Source organism: Marinobacter confluentis, assembly GCF_004785685.1.
GTDB classification, from domain to species: domain Bacteria; phylum Pseudomonadota; class Gammaproteobacteria; order Pseudomonadales; family Oleiphilaceae; genus Marinobacter; species Marinobacter confluentis.
In genome coordinates this window covers 28,644-49,077 of record NZ_SRPF01000002.1, presented here as the reverse complement: position 1 = coordinate 49,077, position 20,434 = coordinate 28,644, and the positions used below count along the sequence as shown (strand labels likewise).

18 protein-coding genes and 1 tRNA gene are annotated in these 20,434 nt (G+C 58.0%); 12 read left to right on the top strand and 7 right to left on the bottom strand.

Features of this window, described 5'->3' with window-relative positions:
* Nucleotides 1-5: 5 nt before the first annotated feature.
* From fabZ to E5Q11_RS17945, 6 genes are all read left to right on the top strand, one after another.
* Nucleotides 6-443 carry a 3-hydroxyacyl-ACP dehydratase FabZ gene (fabZ, locus tag E5Q11_RS05790; RefSeq protein WP_135802481.1) on the top strand — a complete coding sequence of 146 codons (438 nt, stop codon included), beginning with the start codon at nucleotides 6-8 and terminating at the stop codon, nucleotides 441-443.
* The gene (gene lpxA / locus E5Q11_RS05785) at nucleotides 443-1,234 is read left to right on the top strand and encodes an acyl-ACP--UDP-N-acetylglucosamine O-acyltransferase (RefSeq protein ID WP_135802480.1); all 792 of its coding nucleotides are present in this window, start codon (nucleotides 443-445) and stop codon (nucleotides 1,232-1,234) included. The genes fabZ and lpxA overlap by 1 nt, the downstream gene beginning before the upstream one ends.
* Nucleotides 1,235-1,240: 6 nt before the next feature.
* Complete coding sequence (gene lpxB / locus E5Q11_RS05780; protein ID WP_135802479.1) at nucleotides 1,241-2,404, top strand: lipid-A-disaccharide synthase; 1,164 nt, start codon at nucleotides 1,241-1,243, stop codon at nucleotides 2,402-2,404.
* Nucleotides 2,404-3,081 carry a ribonuclease HII gene (gene rnhB, locus E5Q11_RS05775; RefSeq protein WP_135802478.1) on the top strand — a complete coding sequence of 226 codons (678 nt, stop codon included), beginning with the start codon at nucleotides 2,404-2,406 and terminating at the stop codon, nucleotides 3,079-3,081. The genes lpxB and rnhB overlap by 1 nt, the downstream gene beginning before the upstream one ends.
* Before the next feature lie 69 nt (nucleotides 3,082-3,150).
* Nucleotides 3,151-3,227, top strand: a tRNA-Met gene (locus E5Q11_RS05770).
* 277 nt (nucleotides 3,228-3,504) lie between these two features.
* Entirely contained in the window at nucleotides 3,505-3,945 is a 441-nt protein-coding gene (locus E5Q11_RS17945; protein WP_225314853.1) for a fibronectin type III domain-containing protein, read from the top strand.
* 86 nt (nucleotides 3,946-4,031) lie between these two features.
* Here E5Q11_RS17945 and E5Q11_RS05760 read toward each other — a convergent pair whose 3' ends face one another.
* From E5Q11_RS05760 to E5Q11_RS05745, 4 genes are all read right to left on the bottom strand, one after another.
* Nucleotides 4,032-6,584, bottom strand: a complete 2,553-nt coding sequence (locus E5Q11_RS05760) for a CHASE2 domain-containing protein (protein WP_318527248.1) — start codon at nucleotides 6,582-6,584, stop codon at nucleotides 4,032-4,034.
* A gap of 53 nt (nucleotides 6,585-6,637) precedes the next feature.
* Nucleotides 6,638-8,275 carry a FecR domain-containing protein gene (locus E5Q11_RS05755; RefSeq protein ID WP_135802476.1) on the bottom strand — a complete coding sequence of 546 codons (1,638 nt, stop codon included), beginning with the start codon at nucleotides 8,273-8,275 and terminating at the stop codon, nucleotides 6,638-6,640.
* Entirely contained in the window at nucleotides 8,268-9,023 is a 756-nt protein-coding gene (locus E5Q11_RS05750) for a response regulator transcription factor (RefSeq protein WP_135802475.1), read from the bottom strand. Before E5Q11_RS05750 ends, E5Q11_RS05755 begins: the two co-directional genes overlap by 8 nt.
* Nucleotides 9,024-9,094: 71 nt before the next feature.
* Nucleotides 9,095-11,263, bottom strand: a complete 2,169-nt coding sequence (locus E5Q11_RS05745) for a DNA topoisomerase III (RefSeq protein ID WP_135802474.1) — start codon at nucleotides 11,261-11,263, stop codon at nucleotides 9,095-9,097.
* Nucleotides 11,264-11,385: 122 nt separating this feature from the next.
* Between E5Q11_RS05745 and E5Q11_RS05740 the strand changes: the two genes are divergently transcribed.
* Nucleotides 11,386-11,730 (top strand): BolA family protein, encoded by a 345-nt coding sequence (locus E5Q11_RS05740; protein WP_135802473.1) that lies wholly within the window; start codon nucleotides 11,386-11,388, stop codon nucleotides 11,728-11,730.
* On the top strand, nucleotides 11,727-12,350 hold the full coding sequence (locus tag E5Q11_RS05735) for an L-threonylcarbamoyladenylate synthase (protein WP_135802472.1): 624 nt from the start codon (nucleotides 11,727-11,729) through the stop codon (nucleotides 12,348-12,350). The genes E5Q11_RS05740 and E5Q11_RS05735 overlap by 4 nt, the downstream gene beginning before the upstream one ends.
* A 41-nt stretch (nucleotides 12,351-12,391) precedes the next feature.
* On the opposite strand, the gene E5Q11_RS05730 is transcribed toward E5Q11_RS05735, so the two are convergent.
* Nucleotides 12,392-13,078 (bottom strand): hypothetical protein, encoded by a 687-nt coding sequence (locus tag E5Q11_RS05730; RefSeq protein WP_135802471.1) that lies wholly within the window; start codon nucleotides 13,076-13,078, stop codon nucleotides 12,392-12,394.
* A 73-nt stretch (nucleotides 13,079-13,151) separates the two neighbouring features.
* A complete protein-coding gene (locus E5Q11_RS05725; protein WP_135802470.1) occupies nucleotides 13,152-15,500 on the bottom strand; it encodes a sensor domain-containing phosphodiesterase in 2,349 nt (782 codons plus the stop codon).
* 321 nt (nucleotides 15,501-15,821) lie between these two features.
* On the opposite strand from E5Q11_RS05725, the gene E5Q11_RS05720 reads away from it, so the two are divergent.
* The 3 genes from E5Q11_RS05720 (at nucleotide 15,822) to E5Q11_RS05710 (ending at nucleotide 19,082) form a co-directional block, all read left to right on the top strand.
* Nucleotides 15,822-17,309: a SulP family inorganic anion transporter gene (locus tag E5Q11_RS05720; protein ID WP_135802469.1), complete on the top strand. Its 1,488-nt coding sequence runs from the start codon at nucleotides 15,822-15,824 to the stop codon at nucleotides 17,307-17,309.
* Nucleotides 17,310-17,322: 13 nt separating this feature from the next.
* Entirely contained in the window at nucleotides 17,323-18,210 is an 888-nt protein-coding gene (locus E5Q11_RS05715; RefSeq protein WP_135802468.1) for a universal stress protein, read from the top strand.
* 179 nt (nucleotides 18,211-18,389) lie between these two features.
* Nucleotides 18,390-19,082: an SDR family oxidoreductase gene (locus tag E5Q11_RS05710; RefSeq protein WP_135802467.1), complete on the top strand. Its 693-nt coding sequence runs from the start codon at nucleotides 18,390-18,392 to the stop codon at nucleotides 19,080-19,082.
* A 2-nt stretch (nucleotides 19,083-19,084) separates the two neighbouring features.
* Here the strand turns inward: E5Q11_RS05710 and E5Q11_RS05705 are convergent, their stop codons facing one another.
* Entirely contained in the window at nucleotides 19,085-19,759 is a 675-nt protein-coding gene (locus E5Q11_RS05705; RefSeq protein ID WP_135802466.1) for a spermidine synthase, read from the bottom strand.
* A 386-nt stretch (nucleotides 19,760-20,145) separates the two neighbouring features.
* Here E5Q11_RS05705 and E5Q11_RS17770 point away from each other — a divergent pair, with 386 nt between their 5' ends.
* On the top strand, nucleotides 20,146-20,316 hold the full coding sequence (locus E5Q11_RS17770) for a hypothetical protein (protein WP_168215620.1): 171 nt from the start codon (nucleotides 20,146-20,148) through the stop codon (nucleotides 20,314-20,316).
* Nucleotides 20,317-20,434: the final 118 nt, after the last annotated feature.

The following is a 20,434-nucleotide window of genomic DNA, read 5'->3' as shown; positions in this document are numbered from 1 at the left end:
AAGTGATGATGTACATCGATGAAATCCAGGAGTATTTGCCTCACCGATACCCCTTTTTGCTGGTAGACCGGGTAACCGATATTGAGAAAGGTGAATTCATCAAGGGGTTTAAGAACATCTCCCTGAATGAGCCCTACTTTGCCGGCCACTTTCCGAATAACCCGATCATGCCCGGCGTACTGATTCTTGAGGCGATGGCGCAACTTTCGGGTATTCTGGTTTTCATGACCGGCGGGCGCAAGCCGTCAGACGGGCTGGTGCAATATCTGGCCGGTTCCAGTAAGGTGCGCTTCAAGCGTCCTGTTGTGCCCGGAGACAGGCTCCTCATGGAGTCTCGTATTCTCACGGGTAAGCGTGGAATCTGGAAGTTTGAATGCCGTGCCCTGGTAGATGATGAAGTTGTCTGTGTGGCAGAAATACTGACCGCTGAGAGAGAAGGCTGATGACAACAAACGACTGGTCGGGAATTCATCCCCAGGCTATCGTGGATCCTTCCGCAAAGCTGGCTGAAGGAGTCACGGTTGGCCCCTGGAGTTACGTTGGCCCCGGCGTGGAAATCGGTGAGGGCACCGAAGTTCTCTCCCACGTTGTGATTAAAGGCCCGACCACCATCGGCCGGAACAATCGTATTTTCCAGTTCTCGAGCATCGGCGAAGAATGCCAGGACAAGAAGTACGCGGGCGAGCCCACTACACTGCTCATCGGTGACGACAACGTTATCCGCGAAAACTGCACTATTCACCGGGGTACCGTTCAGGATCGTGGTGAAACCGTGATTGGTAATGGCAACCTGTTCATGGCCTATGTTCACGTGGCCCATGATTGTGTGATTGGCAACAACACGATCCTGGCAAACACCACAACACTGGCCGGCCACGTGTCGATTGGCGATTACGCCATTCTTGGCGGCGGTACCATGGTGCACCAGTTCTGCAATATCGGCGTTCACAGCATGGCCGCCGGTGGCAGCATTGTTCTCAAAGACATCCCCGCCTACGTCATGGCCAGCGGCCAGTCAGCCAAGCCGTTTGGCATGAATGTGGAAGGGCTGCGACGCCGGGGTTTCAGCAAGGACGCACTGATGTCCCTGCGCCGGGCCTACAAAACCATTTACCGCCAGGGCCTGACCACGGCACAGGCGGTGGAAGAGTTGGAAAAAACCTGTCAGGACATCCCCGAGATCCGGCCATTGATTGATTCACTGCGTGGTGCCGACCGCGGCATTATCCGCTAGCCACTGATGACCCAGAACCGACATCGAGCGCCCGTTTTTGGCATTGTCGCCGGAGAAGCCTCAGGGGACATTCTGGGCGCAGGGCTGATTCGTGCCCTTCGCCGCAAATACCCGGGGGCGCGGTTTGTGGGTATTGGCGGTGACGAGATGGTCGCCGAGGGCTTTCATTCGCTGGTGCCCATGGAACGTCTTTCCGTGATGGGGCTGGTTGAAGTGCTGGGCCGGCTGCGGGAACTGTTCAGCATTCGTGCCCGCCTGATGAGCTATTTCCTGCAGAATCCCCCGGATGTGGTGATCGGTATCGACTCACCGGATTTCACCCTGGGCGTTGAGCGCCGCTGCCGTGATGCCGGCATGCTGACCGCCCACTATGTCAGCCCGTCAGTCTGGGCCTGGCGCCAGAACCGGATTTTCAAGATTGCCAAATCCGTCGACCTGATGCTCACCCTGTTTCCTTTTGAGGCAAGGTTCTATGAAGAGCACAAGGTGCCGGTAGCCTTTGTCGGCCACCCGCTGGCGGACATGATTCCGATGGAGCCAGACACACTTGCCGCGCGTCGCAACCTGGGCCTGGATGAGCAGGCGCCGGTACTGGCAATCCTGCCCGGCAGCCGCGGCGGCGAAGTTGAGCGGCTGGGCGGTCTGTTCCTGGAGGCGGCGCGGTGGATCCAGTCACGCCGGCCAGACCTTCAGCTCGCCATTCCCTGTGTCAATCGTGAGCGCGAGCAACAGGTCAGGGCGCTGGTTGATGCGCTGGATGTAAAACTTGCGGTCACCATTGTCCGGGGTCGTTCCCGTGAAGTCATGGCCGCAGCGGATGTCGTGCTGCTGGCCTCCGGCACGGCAACGCTTGAGGCCATGCTGCTCAAAAAGCCGATGGTGGTCGGGTATCGCCTAAGCAACCTCAGTTTCAAAATAGTGTCGCGCATGGTCAAGTCGCCCTATATAGCGCTGCCCAATCTGTTAGCCCGGCAGCCGCTGGTGCCGGAACTGATTCAGGACGACGCAACGCCTGAGGCCCTGGGCGAAGCGGTGCTGGAGCGCCTTGAGAACACGGGCGAACGGCAGCGTCTGACGGAAGCATTCTCGGAGATTCACAATAGCCTGCGACAGAATGCAGACGAGCAGGCCGCCTCAGCAATAGCCAACCTGATCGGGGGCAACCGCTGATGGCCAGGCCGCCATTGCCACCTTTTGTCTGCAGGTACCGGGGCCGTCTGCTTGCCGGCGTAGATGAGGTCGGGCGGGGTCCTCTGGTCGGCGCGGTTGTGACTGCTGCCGTGATTCTTGATCCGGACAGGCCCGTAGCCGGGCTGGCTGACTCCAAGAAGCTGACAGAAAAGCGTCGGGAAGCACTTTATGACCAGATTCTGGAAAATGCGACTGCCTGGTGTCTTGGTCGATGCGAGGCCGATGAAATCGACCGGCTGAACATTTACTGGGCCACAATGCTCGCCATGAAGCGGGCAGTGGAAGGGCTGTCGGTTTCGCCCGAGTACGTGTTGGTAGATGGAAACCGATGTCCGGACTGGCACTGGCCGTCGGAGCCGGTGATCAAGGGTGACAGCCGCGTTGAGGCCATCAGTGCCGCCTCCATACTGGCAAAAGTAACCCGGGACCGGGAAATGAAACTGCTTGACGAGCGCTTCCCCGAGTACGGATTCGCCGGTAATAAAGGCTATCCCGCACCTGCGCATCTGGCTGCGCTCAATCAGTACGGTGTAACGCCTGAACATCGTCGGTCGTTCCGGCCGGTCCAGGAAGCCATTGAAACGGTTGGGCTCTATGCCGGGAAACCGGCAGAACCTCTCTCCTTTGCCACTGACCTGTTTGAAAATATCGATTGACAGCCTGCACGTGAATCCTTAGTATACGCGCACGTTGATCGGAGCCACTCCGTTTAACCACCAGTTTGATGCGGGGTAGAGCAGTCTGGTAGCTCGTCGGGCTCATAACCCGGAGGTCGTTGGTTCGAATCCAGCCCCCGCTACCATTATTGAAAAGCCAGTCGGAAACGATTGGCTTTTTTTTGTCTGCGCGAAAGCCCCCGGTCTTTTTGAAACGCCGATCATTTCAGGTTTTCCTGGATTCAGCGCTGGAATAAAAACAACACTTCGCACGTTATCGCTCCAGGTAGTCGCCAAGCGAAGCCGCCGCGCCGTCAAAAAAATGGCGAAAAGGCAGCTATTGAAATGACAGAGATCACGGCTTCGTTTGCGTCAATTTTATAGAATTTCACAAATTCGACGGAAACCTGGTGTAAAGCTGCTATGAAACGCGTCATTAAAGTGTCTAAGGCATGGATCGCCGCGTTTATCATTGGAATCGTTTTGACTGGTTGTGGAGGCGGTGGTTCTTCCAGCGGCTCTGATTCCCAGGCCGCATCCGGCACCGTTGGTTCATCGGGTACGTCTGGCCAGAGCGTTGACGGGCAGACCCCGGATCGGCAGGCAGCATTAAGCTGGAATGCGCCGCTACAGCGCCAGAACAACGAGTCCCTGAATATGGCCGAGCTGGCAGGGTACGTCATCAGTTACGGTCAGAATCCGGAAAATCTGGATCAGAAAATCTACGTTAACGATGCCTACGTGATGGAATACACCGTGGACGGTCTTTCTGAGGGCACGTGGTACTTCAGCGTTCAGGCGGAAGACGATAACGGCCTGATGAGCCCACCATCTGATCTGGTGAGTAAAACTTTTCAGAGTTGAGTTTCAGAATTGAGTTTCAGAGTTGAGCACAGGCAGAACGAGAACGTTTACAGCCACTGGCAGCGCCGGTGGTTTTTTTTGGCTTTTCAACGTGGAGGCGGCATCATCGGCAGCTTCAGCTGAAATGATGAGCCCACCCCAAGCCGGGAGTCCACCGAGATGCTGCCCCGGTGCTTTTCAACCACCACGTTAACGAACGAAAGGCCCAGGCCGGTGCCGTGGTTCCCCGAAAGCTCGCTGCTTTTCTGGCGCCGGTAGCGGCTGAACAGGTGCGGCATTTCCTCGTCAGCGATGCCTTCGCCCTCATCGTTTACGGTCAGGCAGGCCTCATGGCCGGCGCTGAACACCAGTATCGTGACTGTGGAACCGCTAGGGCTGTACTGAACCGCATTGGTCATCAGGTTGATCACGGCACGCTCCAGCAGTTCTGCATTACCTTTCAGCCAGAGGTCTTCCTGGCCATTCAGTACCAGTTGAATGCCTTTCCCCGTAGCCTGCTCGCTGACGCTGTCCCGCGCGTTTTCGACAATATTCAGGAGCTCGCACTCATAGAAGCGGGTTTCGGTAAGCTGCTCTGCCCGCGCTAACTGTACAAACTCCTCCGCCAGATGGTAACTGCGACGGGCCAGCATGCCCAACTGGTCCAGTTGCGCGGTGTCGATCTGGCCATGATTCCGCTTGAGCTGTTCGATCAGGGCTAGCTGAGACACCAGGGGCGAGCGAACATCGTGGGAGATGAAGTCGATAGCCTCCCGGTGCTGGCGCTGCTGCTCCCGAAGTTCTGAAATGTCCGACACGTTGGCAATGATCCCATTCTGTTCGCTGCCGGGCAGGGCGAAGGGGGCAAAGTGAATCAGGAATGATTTCTCTGAAAGGCGAAGGTCAACGGTTCTGGCCTGGGCCAGGGTCAGGGTTTCGGAGACGGTTTCGTGCCAGGGCGTCGTCTCGCGGGGGTCGTGGCCATCAAGCAGCCGGGCCAATGGCAGGCCGCTCAGGCTGGGCGTAGGCTCGCCGAACCATTCCTCAATATGCCCGTTGGCAAATCGTATCACCCCGAGTTCGTCGGTCACGATGATGCCATCGGGCATGCTTTCAAAACTGCGCTGGATGAACTGTTGCATCTGGTTCATCTGGTGCGTTGCTTTGCGCACCCGTTCAATCCTGGCGGAGACGTTTTCGCGGGGGGACCGGTGAGGCTCGTCCGTGCTGGCTTCCATCAGTGGAAGACGCTGCAGATATCGCTGTATTGCTTCCCGGCTCAGATCGTTGGGTAATTTGAGGCCGATGGTGTAAATGGTTCCGTTTCGGACCAGGCGGATCCAGCTTTCATTGTTCCGGTGAAGCCAGCGGCCGTTTTCCGTCAGTTCCGGTACATCTGCCAGGCTGAGGCCTTCGGCATCGATCACCTCTTCGTCCTTGGCGACCAGCCAGCCCCGTGGCTGCAGCAGGGCGCGGAAGTGGGAAAGCAGCTGGGCCGGGTGACGGACGGAAGGTTTGGGAAGACTCATGGCCGGACCCATGGCCAGGTCATCCAGCTGCCGGTTCAGGAAGCGGTTGGTCATGGCCAGGCGCAGTGCGCTTGATACCGGGATCGCCAGGGTGGCCACAATCAGCGCAGGGGCAACGGAAAACCAGACACTGCCGATCAACAACAACGCAACCTGGGTGATTAGCAGCGTCAGAGCGATGGACAGGCATAGCCCCAGGGCACGTGCCGGCCGCATTCTGGGCAGGGCAACCGCCAGAAATACCAGGATGATGATTGCCAGCACCAACGACAGGCTCTCTGGCAGGCGGCTGATGAGGCGGTTCTCAACCAGCGCCGAATACGCCTGTGCATGGAATTCGACCCCGGACAGAGGCTGCCGCAGCCCCGAGAAAGGCGTCGGGAGAATGTCGCCGAAACCTGCGGCCGTTGCCCCTACAAAAACCGTTTTGTTCCGGAACCGCTCAGGGGAAGGTGGGCTGGAAACCACATTACTGTAGGAATAAGCCGTGATGGTGCCGGCGCCTCCCGCCAGAGGAACGGCGCGATACTGCTGGCGAACGTTGGTGTAGGGCGCCGCTTCCGGATCTGGCCCCGGTGATTGCCCCACACCGGCGGCCGCCAGCGCCAGGCTTGGCCATAACCGGTCGCCCAGACCATTGCGCAGATAGGTGCCACGGGCAATGCCGTCCTCGTCCAGTTCGACATGGGCGTGGCCCAGCCCGGCAGCCGCCGTTGCCAGGTCCGGCGCTGGCAGGTGCGTGGTGATCAGCTGGTTGCTGGACAGCGGGGACAGGTGCAGCGGAAGAATGACTTGGCCATGGGCGGCCATGGCAGAGGCTAGGTCGGGATCGTCCGGGGTGGCTTCCGAAAACAGGACATCAAAGACAATGGTTTCAGCACCAGCCGCTGCCAGTTTTTCAACCAGTCGGGCGTGGACGGCTCTGGGCCAGGGCCATTGCCCGAGATCATCCAGGCTTCGCTCGTCTATGCCCACGAGTACCACATCCGGTGCGATATCAGCCGGGTAGGCGGTGATCAGGGTGTCGTAAATCCAGAAATTCAGCCGCTGTGGTGCGTCAAAGATGTGAAGCAGCCACAGCATGGCGATCAGCGGCAGGCCCAGGGTCCATGGGTTTGTTTTAATGGGCAACCAGTTCCGTGTCATGGGGCCTGCAGTTGGCTCAGGGCTGGCCCTGGCCAGCGTTATTCAAGGAAGAGTTCGCGCCCTGGCCCCCATCGACTTTCGAGAGGGCCATCCGACAGTGCCTTCAGGCGAACAAAGTACCGCCGGCCGGGAATCAGGCGCAAAGCGGCGGTGGTGTCCGGAAGTTCGGCTTCCTTGATGATGTTGCGGAAGCCCGGCTCTTCAGACAGTTGCAACCGGTATTCGGAGGCCGTATCGACCTTTTCCCAGAACACCCGCACCTGTTTGTCAACATAGTTCACACTGATGATGCGTACCGGTGGCAGTGTGCCATTAACCACCATGGTGCGCACCTCGCTGGTTGCTACCGAATTGCCACCGGCTTCTGTCACCACGCGCCAGTAATATTTGCCGGGGGACAGCGGCCGTGATGGCAGCGCCTGCTGGTCCGGCGCCCATTCACTGGTGGCTATGACATTGCTGAAGCTTTCATCTTCAGCGATTTCTATACGGGCCACTTCGTTCTGGCCCAGTAACTGCCAGCGGAATTCCGGCATATCGTCGTTTACGGCTTCACCAGGTGCGGGGGCCGAGAGTTCAGCTGCCCGGGCCTGAAGGTCGACCTCAAAGTCGACAATACCGGGCATGCCGGCAATGCCCCGACTGTCCAGCGCAGCAAGCTGAACTTCATATTTGCCGTTGTCCAGCATGTCCAGCTGGTATTCAGTGTTGTCCAGGGTGGCACTCTGCAACCAGCGGCCGGTGTCGGCCTCGAACAGGTTGACCCGGTAGCGTGAAGCGCCATTGGATTTCCAGTTCAGGGATTCCGGCAGTCGCGTGAGCATGGTCGGTATCGGGTTGATTTCCGGCGCGGGGGGTAGCCTGCGGATATTCATTCCGCCGCTGCTGCTGGTGGAGACACTGGCGCTGTAACCTTCGGGTATCACCCGGGTTTTGCCCCGGGGGCCAAAGGCAACCCGGCCGTCGGTGACTCTCAGGTCAGTGCCCATGGCGCTGGTTTTCAGGGTAAACATGGTGCCGCGCACCGCGGCCACGGCCGAGGGAGTTTCGATTTCAAACCGCGATCCGTCTTCAACGAAAGGTTCGACCTGGGTTTCAAGTTCACCATCGTTCAGGCGCAGGCGGGTGTCCACCATGCCGGATTTGCCGTAGCGAGTCAGGCGATTGAAAGCCAGTCGGGAATTCGGTGACAGGCGAACAATTGAGCCATCCGCCAGTTCAATCGTGGTACTGCCCGCATGAGAGATTACCTCATCACCCACGCGGATCAGGGTTCCGGAGGTCAAGGGCCGCTTGCGGCTGTCGCGACCGGATAGCAGCATGACCTGGCCGGATACCGACGATACCCTGGCCGGGTCTGGTTGTTGCTGCAGCCACGACAGGGGGATTCGGACCGTGTCGCCGCTTTTTAGCTGCGCGGAGCTGGCCAGGTTGTTGTGTTGCAGTATCCGCGACGCCGAAATGCCGCTGGCCAGAAACTGGGCGGCGATGGTCTGAACCGTCTGGTTGGCCTCTACGGTGTAGCTCCATTCAGGCACACTGGCGCCGGCAAAACCCCCACTGCCAGCATCAGAACCACGGCTGACGGACAGCTCTGCCTGGGCAAAAAAACTCAGCAACAGACCGGCCGATACCAGGCAGCTCGCGAGGGCTAATCGAATCGTGCTTTTAATCATTTAAAGCCTGGTTAACCTCTGAATTCCCGGCGCCCGGGTTGTGCTGGCTATCGGTGGTTCCTTCAGCGGTCATCGCCTCCAGACGATAACCGCGCTGGTAGATGGTTTTTATCCTGAAGCCGTTTTCCGGATTCAGGCCAAGACGGCGCCTAAGACGGCTCATGTGGGTATCCACGGTTCGGGTATTGATGTCGCTGGCCAGGCCCCACACCCGTTCAAGCAATACTTCACGGGTCAATAACCGCCCCTGGTTCTGAAACAGAAACAGGCTGAGATCGAAATCCTTGTCGGTCAGGGTCAGGGTCTCGTCGTGCAGTTGAATCGTGCGCTGCTGGGTATTGACCCTGAAGGGCCCGTAAACCAGAACTTCTTTATCGTTGTCCGGGTTGGTGCGTCTGGCCAGTGCGTTAATGCGCGCCACCAGCTCAGCTTCCCGTGCCGGTTTGGACAGGTAATCGTCGGCACCCGCATCCAGTGCCCGCACGATATCGGCTTCGCTGTCCCGCTGGGTCAGAAACACCACGGGTATCTGCCAGTTCAGATGGGCGCGTACATGCTCCAGCACCTCGATGCCGGTGGTGTCCGGAATCTGCCAGTCCAGGATCAGAAGATCGTAGCTGCGGTGCAGCACCGCGCTGATGAAGGCCTGGCCCGTGGGAAAATGTTCGCACTGATGCCCGCGTTCAGACAGAACCGACTGTATGTGCTGCGCCTGTTCCCGTTCATCTTCCAGAAGTGCAATGCGCATGTGGCACCCTCGCCGAAGTTTTTGCCTGTAAAACAATAGTATTACAAAAAATGAAACCGCCTTCAGTATCGTTATGTAGTATTCGGTAAACGTACCGCCGGCTTTCCATCAAGGTCGTTAAGGGTTTGTCGGCAGGCGGGGAAATTACTGCAGCCCCAGAACCAGCCTTTAGTGCCTTTTCGGCGAACAAGCGGTGAAAAACAGTGGGGGCAGGGAACCGGCGCGTCACCGGTGCCGTCGCCGGGGCGGGTGTCCTCAATGGGGCGGGTGCCGTTGCAGTCCGGGAAACGGGTGCAGGCCTGGAATATCCCGAATTTGCCCTCACGCTCGCGCATGGGGGCACGGCATTTGGGACAGTGCACGCCGCCGGATGGCTGGCCGGACTCGAGCCCGTGGCCGGGTTCAGGCGCGGCCATCAGCTGGCGGATCTGGGATTGCAGATCGGTCAGGAACTGTTTCGGGTCGCCTTCGCCGCTGCGAATCTGTTCAAGGGTTGCCTCCCAGACGGCAGTCATGTCCGGGGTGCTGACCGATTCGGGCAGGGACTCAATCAACGCCTGGCCTTTAGCGGTGGACCGGATGTGGCGCTTGTCGCGCACCAGATAGTCGCGCCGGAACAGAGTGTCGATGATGGCGGCGCGGGTGGCCTCGGTGCCCAGACCGTCGGTTTCCCGCAATGTTTTGCGAAGTTCCGGGTCACTGACGAAGCGGGCGATGTTGGTCATCGCTGACAACAGCGTTGCATCGGTGAAAGGCTGGGGCGGCTGGGTTTTACGCTCCTTGATGTCCGTGGACTCGCAGAGGATCGCGTCCGTGACCGAAAGCCGTGGCAATGGGGTTCTGGCCGCTTCCTGACGCTCCTCCCGCTGGCGGATTTCCAGTTGTTTCCAGCCCGGTTCGGCAATGGCCGTTTCAGTAGCGCGGAAATCGTACTCACCGATCTTGAGCGCCAGGCGCCCTTCCCGATGGATGGCATCAGCGGCGAACTGCATCAGATAGAAACGGCTGATCAGGTCATAGATCCTCTGCTCGGCCTCGCTGAGCCTGCCGGAACCACGTTGCCGGGCGGTGGGAATGATGGCGTGGTGGGCATCGACTTTCTTGTCATTCCAGGCGGAAGAGCGACGGGACAGGTCCGCCGATGCGCAGGCCTGCTCAAGGTCCGGCGCCACCTTGCCAATGGCCTGTACCACTGTGTTGCGCTGCTCATAATGACCTTCTGGCAGGTATCGGCAATCAGAGCGCGGGTAGGTGATCAACTGGTGTCGTTCATACAGGTTCTGGGCCACATCCAGAACATCTTTTGCGCCCATCCTGAACAGTCGGCCGGCCTCGATCTGCAGCGCTGACAGCGACAGGGGCAGTGGCGCTGGCTCTTTGCGGTCCCGGAATCGGGCCTCGGTAATCCGGCCGGGCCTGCCTTGCACGGCGGTCGCAATCTGGTCTGCAAGGTCGCGGTTCAGCAGGCGACCTTCCTCGTCAAGGTGGTCCTGGTCGGCATCAGTGGGCACCCAGCGCGCGGTGAATGGCTCGGTCTGGCCTGTTTCTTCGGTCCCATGGCAAAGGGCTTCCACGCGGTAGAAGGGTTTGGGCTCAAAGTGCTCGATGGTTTTATCGCGGGTGACCACCAGGCCAAGCACCGGGGTCTGAACACGCCCTACCGAAAAGACGCCCTGTTCGCCCTGCTGTTGCCAGGACAGGGTGTAAAAACGGGTCAGGTTGATGCCGTAAAGCCAGTCCGCCCTTTGCCGGGCCAATGCGGAGTGAGACAGCCTGCGGAACCGGCGGTTATCCTGAGGTGCGGCAATGGCTCTGGCGACGGCGCTGGGCGTCAGATCATTGATCAGAATGCGCTCTACCGGGCAGGTTACACGGGCATAGCGGATGACTTCGTCGACCAGCAATTGGCCTTCGCGGTCGGGATCGCCGGCGTGGATGATCAACTCGGCTTTTCGCATCAGTGATTGTAGGGTGTTCAACTGCTGGGCAACGCTGGGTTTGGGGGCGACTTCCCAGCGGCCCGGTAACAGCGGCAGGTCTTCCCGGCGCCATTTTTTCCAGCGGGGGTCGTACTGGGCCGGTTCCGCTGGTTCCAGCAGGTGGCCTATGCACCAGCTGACGGTGCAGGCATCAGCGCCCTGGCCGCAGCGAATCCAGCCTTGCCCTTTCTGGTGTGGGGTGGGCAGTGCGGCGGCAATAGCGCGGCCCAGGCTGGGTTTCTCGGCGATATACAGGCGCATAGGTTTCAGTAGGTCAAAAAGGGCATTGGAAGATGGCGTTTTGCCGCAATCCTGTCAAGCAAACCGGGCGCCGGCTGTAGTAGACTGGCCGCATATGCACTGAACCAGGAGTCACCTCGGTCATGACCATCCAGAATACGATTGAACAGAAGCTGGGCCAGGCTTTCAACAGCGATTTTCTTGCGGTTGAGAATGAAAGTCACAAGCACAACGTGCCTGCCAATTCGGAAACCCATTTCAAGGTGACACTGGTGTCTGCCGCCTTTGACGGGCAGGGCAGGGTCAAGCGCCACCAGGCAATCTATGGGCTCTTGGCCGAGGAGCTGGCAGGTGGCGTTCATGCCCTGGCGCTCCACCTGTTCACCCCCGCTGAATGGGCAGCATCTGGCCAGGCATCGCCGGAATCGCCCAACTGCCTGGGCGGCTCGAAAAACGACCCCGCTTTTGCCGCTGGTGGCAGCCAATGAGCCAGTTTTTCCAGATTCATCCGGTTACGCCACAGAAGCGGCTGGTTCATCAGGCAGTGGGTATTCTGCGCAAGGGTGGCGTTATTGTGGTCCCTACGGATTCAGGCTACGCCATTGGCTGCCAGCTTGACGACAAGCAGGCGCTGGATCGCATCAAGCGCATTCGCCGGCTGGACGACAAGCACAATTTCACGCTGATGTGTCGTGATCTCTCGGACGTGGGCGTGTTTGCCAAGGTCGGAAACACCCAGTATCGCCTGCTGAAACAGTTTACCCCCGGTGCCTACACCTTCATTCTGGACGCAACCAGCGAGGTGCCCCGGCGCCTGCTGCACCCGAAGCGTAAAACCATCGGGATTCGCGTGCCGGATAATGCCATTGTTCAGGAGCTGCTTGCTGAGCTTGGTGAACCGATCATGAGCAGCACGCTGATTCTGCCTGGCGAAGAAGACCCGATGACAGACCCGGAAGACATCCGCGACAGGCTGGAACACGACCTGGATCTGATTATTGACGGCGGTTTCTGCGGCCTTGAGGCCACCACCGTGGTCAATATGACCGGGCCAGTGCCAGAGGTGACACGAGAAGGTAAGGGTGATCCGGCGCCGTTTCAGCTTTAAGTAGCCCCGGGTTGCTCGTCCCCGGCGCAAAGCTCCGAACCTCAGGCCCTGGCGTTCAGACTGAAAGCGTATTCCCTGGCTGAACTGAACGTCTCGGCGTTGCCTGCGGCCGCCGAACGGCGAAGCGTGTCGTAGCGGTGGACCAGGTCCTGCAGCCCATTGAACTGCTGATTTTCGCTGGTGATGGTGTCCAGCAGTGAATTGCTAACGCCATAGGCCTTGTTCAGCTTCAGCGCATTGTCCATAAAGTGCAGGGTTGGCTCGCTGGCGCTCAGCCTGCTGAACGCCTCGCGGAAGGGCTTGCTGTTATTAAGGTCTTTTTCGATGCGCGCACCGATGTCTGGCGGCAGATTTCCGCCCAGCCGAACTCCACCATTATCGCTTTTGGAAACGTCCATCTTACTTGCCGGGCTGAGCTGGTATTCGGCAAGTTTATGCCGCAGGGTTTCCCGCACAAAGGCAAGATCCTGCCCCACGGTCTGTTTGTAATCGGCCATGGCCAGCCTGCGGGCCTTGATCTGAAACGGATCAGTCTCGTTGTTGCCAGAAGGCGTAAAACGGTCATCTGTCGCCGACGGTGCCGGTTCAGCAGATGGCTTCTGGGCCTTGCCAGTGGCGGTTTTGCCGTCTGTTGCCGTGTTCCGGTCGCCGGATGCGGTGGCCGGGCGTTTTTCCATGGCCTGCTGGAACTGGGCGCCGGCCTGGATCAGCGAAGTCAGTAGGGACATGGATGTTTCCTCCAATCAGCCTGAAAAGCGATGCTTCATTACCGCTAATCAGTGCAGATTTCGGGCCAACGCTTCAATCTCCCGGGCTGAACGTCGCTGCCCACTCCAGGGCTTCCTTGCGGGGTATGGGTCGGGTGTAATAGAACCCCTGTCCAATCTCGCAGCCCATGACCATCAGCCGATCCTGGACCGCCTGGGTTTCAATACCTTCGGCGACGATTCGCCGGCCGAAATTATGGGAAAGCCCGATGATGGCGCCAACAATCAGCTCGTCGTCCGGGCTTTCCAGCATTTCCGAGACAAACGACCGGTCGACCTTGATTTCATCCACATTCAGCCGCCTGAAATAGTCCAGCGACGAATAGCCGGTTCCAAAATCGTCCAGCGAGATCTGAACGCCCAGTGCTTTGCAGCCGGCGAGATTGGCAATGACCTTTTCGGTATTGTCCAGGGTGGTGGTTTCCAGGATTTCCAGGATCAAGCGGGATTTCAACTGGGGATCTTTGCCTGCCAGTGCCGACTCCAGATCTGCCATGAAGCGGTCGCTGAGAAAGTGCGATGGGCTCAGATTAATGCTCAGGGAATAGGGCAGGCCATCCAGGGCCCACTGGTCAAGCATGGCCACGGCATCGGCTAGCACAAACCGGCCGACATCTGCCCCGAACTCGGTGTATTCCAGGTGGGGCAGGAAGGCGCCCGGTGGCAGCAGGCCTTCGGTCGGGTGGTTCCAGCGAATAAGCGCTTCGAAGCCCTCCACAAGCTGCCTGCCGAGGTTGATTTTGGGCTGTAGATAAAGTTCGAACTGGCCTTCTTTCAGCGCTCCGGGCGTCTGTTCAAGCACCCGATCCCGCTCTTTCCTCAGTACATGGGACTCCAGGTCAAAATGCCGGAACTGGTTCTTTCCGGACTCTTTTGCCGCATACATCGCCTGGTCAGCGTGTCGAAGCAGCAGGTCAATATCCACCTTGTCGTCTGGATAGACCGTAACGCCCATGCTGCCAGACAGTTGAAAGTTGTGTTTCCCGAAGCTCAGTGGCTGGCGAATCGCCTCGAGTATACGGTCGTAGACGGTATCGCTTTCTACATCGCGAAGGATGGCAACGAACTCATCTCCGCCCAGCCTGGCAATGACGTCATGGTCCCTGAGTGAATCTTTCAGGCGGCTCGCAACTTCCTTGAGCACATCGTCGCCGGTGGAATGGCCGTAGCGATCATTGATTTCCTTGAAGCCGTCGAGATCGATAAAACACACTGATACAAGCCCCTTGCGCCGGTCAGCTTCTACAATTTCCTGCTGGAACAGTTCGGTCAGCCGGCGGCGATTGGGCAGGCCCGTTAATGAATCGTAGTTTGCTGCCCGCTCCAGGCTCTGTTTGTGCTCGGTTTTCTCCCGGTAAAGGCGTTTGCGCTCGATGAGCTGGCCAACGGTCTGTAGCAATGGTTCCAGTTCGCCTTCAAGGCTTGCAGAGTATCCATCAGCTCGGTTGGCCAGGCCGATCAGTCCGACCTTGTCGCTGCCGGCGTAAATGTGGGCGCCGAAGAACGAATTGATGGCTGGGTGCCCCTCTGGCAGGCCTCCGCGCCGCGGGTCTGTGGGGAAATCATTGGCGATTATCGCCTGATCAGCGTTTAGCGCTGCACCGATGAGGTTGTTGTTCTGCTCGAATATCATGCCCCGCCTGCGCACCTGTTGGTAAAGCGCTTCTGTCGCAGGATCCCAGGCAATGTTGGTGATCGCGCCAACTTTCAGATAGGGCGTATTGTCTGAGTGGTGGAGAATCTCCCCAATAAATCCGAACTGGCTGGCGGTTAGAGCAAGCAGATCATTGAGCACGAATTCGAATGACGCATCCAGGCTGTCATGGGTCAGAAAAATGTTCTGGGCCCGGTGGATCGAACGGGTCAGGTGCGATACTTCAATAAAATCCTTGTGATCCCCGGTCAGGTAGGCGCGTTCGATCTCATCTTCTACCAGGCTGGCAATATTGCGCAGCAGGTCCAGGTCCATCTCCTGAACCCGGCGCGGCACCCGGTCGATAATGCACAGGCTGCCGATCTTGAAGCCACTTGGCTCGCGGATTGGCATGCCCGCGTAAAAACGCACATAGGGTGGGCCGGTTACCAGGGGGTTGTCTTTGAAACGCACATCATTGGCCGCATCCTCTACGATGAACATTTTGTCCTGGCGGATAGTATGGTCACAGAAGGCGTGTTCCCGGGGTGTCTCGGCCAGGTCCACCCCGTGGCTGGATTTGAACCACTGCCGGTCGTCGTCAATCAGCGAAATCAGGGTGATGGGAACCTGATAAATGCGGCGCACAATATTGGTCAGACGGTCGAAACGCTCTTCCGGGGCGGTATCAAGAATCCCCAGGCGTTTGAGTGCCGTCAGTCTTCGCTTTTCCATCCAGCTTGAAGTCATTAAGGCGAGCCTTGTTGGTGTTCAGCCCCAGTGTTGTCTGCTTTCCGGTGATAGTCCAGCAATGTTTGCGGCCAGTGCGAACAGTGTGAGCCCTGGATCTGCCGGGATGAATGCCGCAAAGTCACAGGTTGTCCTTAGCCTTACTTTTGATGGGTTGCTCTGATAAACTTCGCGCCCGTTTTAGCGGGTCACGCCACTGATACCAGCGAACCTGAAACCAGACTGTGACGATTTTTCCGACATGGTGTTCAAGCAATAGCCTTCCTTTTTACAGGCAGCGCCTCATCCAGTTTCTTTTATCTCTAGCCGGACTTACTGAATATGCTCAGTCGTATACGAAACAGCTGGTTTTCAAACGTTCGTGGTGATCTGCTCGCCGGTCTAGTGGTCGCACTGGCGCTGATTCCCGAAGCCATTGCCTTTTCCATCATCGCGGGGGTTGATCCGAAGGTTGGCCTTTACGCGTCTTTCTGCATTGCCGTGGTGATTGCTTTTGTCGGCGGCCGCCCCGGCATGATATCCGCGGCAACTGGCGCCATGGCGCTGCTTATGGTGACGCTGGTGAAAGAGCACGGTCTGGAGTATCTGCTGGCGGCAACCCTTCTCACCGGTGTTTTGCAGATTATCTCAGGTTATATACAGCTGGGTTCGCTGATGCGGTTCGTATCCCGTTCGGTGGTCACCGGCTTCGTCAACGCCCTGGCGATTCTGATCTTCATGGCCCAACTGCCGGAACTCACGAACGTGACCTGGCATGTCTACGCCATGACCGCCGCCGGGCTGGGTATCATCTACCTTTTTCCGCTGATTCCGGTGATCGGGAAAATTCTGCCGTCGCCGCTGATCTGTATCGTGTCGCTGACGGCTGTCGCCATGGTCTACAACATTGATATCCGTACCGTCGGCGATATGGGCGAACTGCCGGATACGTTGCCGATTTTCCTGTGGCCGGATGTACCGCTGAATCTTGAAACGCTGATGATCATTCTGCCTTATTCCGTCGGACTGACGGTTGTCGGCCTGCTGGAATCGATGATGACGGCAACCATTGTGGACGACCTGACGGATACCACCAGCGACCGTAACAGGGAATGTAAAGGGCAGGGCATTGCTAATATCGGTTCCGGTCTGCTTGGTGGCATGGCCGGTTGCGCGATGATTGGTCAGTCCATTATCAACATCAAGTCTGGCGGCCGCACCAGGCTCTCGACACTGTCGGCCGGTATCTTCCTGCTGATCATGGTGCTGGTTCTGGATCAGTGGCTGGTGCAGATTCCCATGGCGGCCCTGGTGGCCGTCATGATCATGGTGTCCATTGGTACGTTCAGCTGGGGTTCGATCAGGAATCTGCGGGACCACCCGCTGTCTACGAATATTGTGATGGTGGTAACTGTGGTCGTGGTTGTTGCCACCCACAACCTGGCGTTTGGTGTACTGGCCGGCGTCCTTCTGGCGGCGCTGTTCTTCGCCAACAAGGTGGGGCAGTTCATGCTGGTGCGTTCTGCATATGACGATGAGACTGATACCCGCCGCTATACCGTTATTGGGCAGGTGTTTTTCAGTTCCTCGGAAAAGTTTATCGAGTCTTTTGATTTCAAGGAGGCAACCGATAACGTGGTCATTGACCTTAGCCGCGCGCATTTCTGGGATATAACGGCGGTAGCCGCTCTGGACAAAGTGGTGGTCAAATTCCGTCGGGAGGGCGCCGACGTTGAAGTGATCGGCCTGAATGAGGCGAGTGCAACCATTGTGGACCGCTTTGGCGTCCACGATAAACCCGATGCCGTAGAAAAATTGATGGCCCATTGACGGAGTGAACAGCATGACCGATAAAAAACACGACGCGGCCGGGCAGCAATCTCATCATGTGGTCGCCTGTATCGACGGCTCGGAAGCCGCACTGGCGGTGTGCGATTATTCAGGCTGGGCCAGCCAGCGCATGGGGGCACCCCTGATGCTGCTTCACGTGCTGGATGAGGAAAAATACCCCGCCCGCACAGATATGACCGGCAACATTGGCCTCGGCAGCCGTGAACAGCTGCAGGAAGAACTGGTCAGCCTGGATCAGGAACGCAGCAAGCTGGCCCTGAAACATGGGCATGTGTTGCTCGACGAAGCAGAGAAGCGGGTGCTTGCCTCTGGAATTGATAAGGCAACCAAGCGCCAGCGTCATGGCGAGCTGGCCGCCTCATTGGCGGAGCTTGAGCCGCAATCCCAGCTGTTCGTCATGGGGCTGCACGGTGAAAGTAGCGCAGCCGCCGGCCGTCTTGTAGGTAGTCAGCTGGAAACGGTGATCCGCAGTGTTCATCGCCCCATTCTGATGGTGCCAGATGATTACGTGCAGCCTCGCAGCGCGATGCTGGCCTTTGATGGCAGCGCTACTGCGTTCCGCAGTATTGAACTGCTGTCGGCGACACCGGTATTCCAGGGTATGCCGTTGCATCTCGTGCTGGTGGGTTCCGATACCGCGCACCACCAGGACCAGCTCCGTCGCGCTGAGCGCTTACTGTCAGATCAGGGCTCGGACATCCACACGGCAATTCGTGACGGTGACGTAGAGCAGACCCTGCATGCCTACCAGGAAGCACACGACATTGATGTGCTGGTCATGGGCGCTTATGGCCATTCCCGCATCCGCCAGTTCCTGGTGGGCAGCACGACCACAAGAATGCTGGAAACCGCCAGAAAGCCCCTGGTGATTCTGCGCTAGCATTCCCCGTATTGGCTCAGTTGATTTTTTCGTGGCGATCTGGCGCGAGATCAAAAACAGCCTTACCTACGCTCTGGACAATAAAGACCATGGGCTTTAGCAATGGCCCTTGGGCGGTCTGATCACCGATAGCCTGCGTAATCGTGTCCAGTCATTTGCAATACAAGGAGATATAAGTGATGGCAGACCAACCCGTAATGCTGATCACCGGTGCTTCTTCCGGCATTGGCGCCGAAACTGCCCGTGCTGCGGCGAAGCAGGGCTACCGACTGGTGCTGGCGGCCCGTTCAGAAGACAAGCTTGCAGGTTTGCAGAAGGAGCTTGGCGGTGCCGACAAGGTGCTGACGGTTCAGTGTGATGTGCAAAGCAGCACCGATCAGCAGCGAATGGTCGACCAGGCCCTGGATACCTTCGGCCGCATCGACGCAGTGTTTGCCAATGCCGGTCGCGGTGGCGAGCCGGGCGGCTTCAGCAAGGCGGATCCGGATGTATGGAAAGACATGATTCTTACCAACATTCTGGGTGTGGGGCTGACCATTCAACACTGCCTGCCAGCGCTTCGTGAAAGCAAAGGCCAGCTGTTGCTGACCGGCTCGGCCGCAGGCCGAACCACCATACCCGGCTCAATGTACAGCGCCACCAAATGGGCTGTGTCTGCCATTGGTTATGGTGTGCGCGAGGAGCTTCGCGGTTCCGGTATCCGCGTGACACTGATTGAACCCGGCATGGTCGACACGCCGTTTTTCGACAAACCGCCGGCCCACGCCCTGAAGCCAGAAGACGTGGCGAATGCGGTTATGTACGCGGTGGTGCAGCCGGCCCATGTGGACGTGAACGAAATTCTGGTCAGGCCCACACCCCTGGTGGAATAACGTTACCAGGCCAGCCAGATCACGTGGTAAGCGCCCTTGCCGGGGCGCAGGCCGCGCACCGTTACAGCCTCTGCGGAAAATCCCGCGCCACGAAGTTTTTCGGTAAAGGCGTGTTCCTGGCTGGCGGACCAGTAAGCCAGAATGCCGTCCGGGCGCAGGGCTTTCTGGGCCGCGGCAATGCCGGCGGGGGAATAGATCCAGTTGTTTTCCTTCCGGGTCAGTCCCTCCGGGCCATTGTCCACGTCCAGAAGTATGGCATCCCACTGGCCATCACTGGTTTTCAGTAGATCTGCTACATCCCCGATATACGCGCTGGCTCTCGGGTCATCGAGTGGATTGCCCGCCGCTGCGCCCAACGGGCCCCGGTTCCATTGCTCCACCTCCGGCACCAGCTCCGCTACCGTTATTCGCGCATCCTTGCCTGTAGCCGATAACGCCGCGGCCAATGTAAAGCCCATCCCCAACCCGCCAATCAGTATTCGGGGCGCGGGCTGGCCAGCAATGCGCTCACAAGCCAGGGTGGCGAGTGCATCCTCGGATCCATGCACGCGGCTGTTCATCAACTCGCCGGTGGTACCGGCAATCTTGATGGAAAACTCATCATTGCGCTGAAGCAAGCGCAGTTCAGTACCCTTGCCGGGGATCTTTGCGGTTCCGATTTCGGTAAAACGGGCCATGTCAGGTCATCACTCTTTTGCTTTAGGTTCCCGGCCTATGGTTATCTGGATTATCTCTTCATGGGAAAGGCCACGGTATAGCGCAAATATCATGGTGAAGACCAGAATGAACATCGGTAGTCCGGTTACGGTGATCACTTCCTGCAGCGCCGTCAACTCTGCCTCTGCGGCCGGCACCAAAGGCCTCACTTTTTGACAACGTAGGAGCCATAGAAACTACACGCCAGATTATTTACGACACTTCGTTTTTGAAGGCTGGCATTAGGCGAGCTGAAACAGGAAAAGAGTTGCTTTATTGATTCCTGGCCTCTTCTAATAGATTTATAAAAAATGTATGTTTTAGGCGAAGTGCTTGGAATTTTCCCTATAGGAGAGAACAGCGAACGATGGCCAGCGAATCAGAACCGTTCAACGACAAAGTCTGGGATCAGCATCTCAAGTGGCTTGATCTTGTCAGTAACGAATGTAAAGCCAATAAACTCAAACGGGAACGTGAAAACCGGTCCGATAAATCCCGAATCCAGAATTCCGAAGACGTCGCTCGGCCGCCGGGGTGATTTTGGGGTTGGGGTTCGGGTTGAAGTTGGGGAGGTGGTACCCCCGGCAGGACTCGAATAAGTCGCCAGTATGTTGATAATAAAGTATAAGAATTATAAAAGTTTAAAATATGCCCCC

What these genes read in the sequence shown, in the direction of transcription:
- E5Q11_RS05710 (WP_135802467.1), top strand. Translation starts at nt 18,390, where the DNA reads ATGGCAGACCAACCCGTAATGCTGATCACCGGTGCTTCTTCCGGCATT.
- lpxA (WP_135802480.1), top strand. Translation starts at nt 443, where the DNA reads ATGACAACAAACGACTGGTCGGGAATTCATCCCCAGGCTATCGTGGAT.
- E5Q11_RS05720 (WP_135802469.1), top strand. Translation starts at nt 15,822, where the DNA reads ATGCTCAGTCGTATACGAAACAGCTGGTTTTCAAACGTTCGTGGTGAT.
- rnhB (WP_135802478.1), top strand. Translation starts at nt 2,404, where the DNA reads ATGGCCAGGCCGCCATTGCCACCTTTTGTCTGCAGGTACCGGGGCCGT.
- E5Q11_RS05745 (WP_135802474.1), bottom strand. Translation starts at nt 11,263, where the DNA reads ATGCGCCTGTATATCGCCGAGAAACCCAGCCTGGGCCGCGCTATTGCC.
- E5Q11_RS05750 (WP_135802475.1), bottom strand. Translation starts at nt 9,023, where the DNA reads ATGCGCATTGCACTTCTGGAAGATGAACGGGAACAGGCGCAGCACATA.
- E5Q11_RS05715 (WP_135802468.1), top strand. Translation starts at nt 17,323, where the DNA reads ATGACCGATAAAAAACACGACGCGGCCGGGCAGCAATCTCATCATGTG.
- lpxB (WP_135802479.1), top strand. Translation starts at nt 1,241, where the DNA reads ATGACCCAGAACCGACATCGAGCGCCCGTTTTTGGCATTGTCGCCGGA.
- E5Q11_RS05730 (WP_135802471.1), bottom strand. Translation starts at nt 13,078, where the DNA reads ATGTCCCTACTGACTTCGCTGATCCAGGCCGGCGCCCAGTTCCAGCAG.
- fabZ (WP_135802481.1), top strand. Translation starts at nt 6, where the DNA reads ATGATGTACATCGATGAAATCCAGGAGTATTTGCCTCACCGATACCCC.
- E5Q11_RS05735 (WP_135802472.1), top strand. Translation starts at nt 11,727, where the DNA reads ATGAGCCAGTTTTTCCAGATTCATCCGGTTACGCCACAGAAGCGGCTG.
- E5Q11_RS17770 (WP_168215620.1), top strand. Translation starts at nt 20,146, where the DNA reads ATGGCCAGCGAATCAGAACCGTTCAACGACAAAGTCTGGGATCAGCAT.
- E5Q11_RS17945 (WP_225314853.1), top strand. Translation starts at nt 3,505, where the DNA reads ATGAAACGCGTCATTAAAGTGTCTAAGGCATGGATCGCCGCGTTTATC.
- E5Q11_RS05705 (WP_135802466.1), bottom strand. Translation starts at nt 19,759, where the DNA reads ATGGCCCGTTTTACCGAAATCGGAACCGCAAAGATCCCCGGCAAGGGT.
- E5Q11_RS05755 (WP_135802476.1), bottom strand. Translation starts at nt 8,275, where the DNA reads ATGATTAAAAGCACGATTCGATTAGCCCTCGCGAGCTGCCTGGTATCG.
- E5Q11_RS05740 (WP_135802473.1), top strand. Translation starts at nt 11,386, where the DNA reads ATGACCATCCAGAATACGATTGAACAGAAGCTGGGCCAGGCTTTCAAC.
- E5Q11_RS05725 (WP_135802470.1), bottom strand. Translation starts at nt 15,500, where the DNA reads ATGACTTCAAGCTGGATGGAAAAGCGAAGACTGACGGCACTCAAACGC.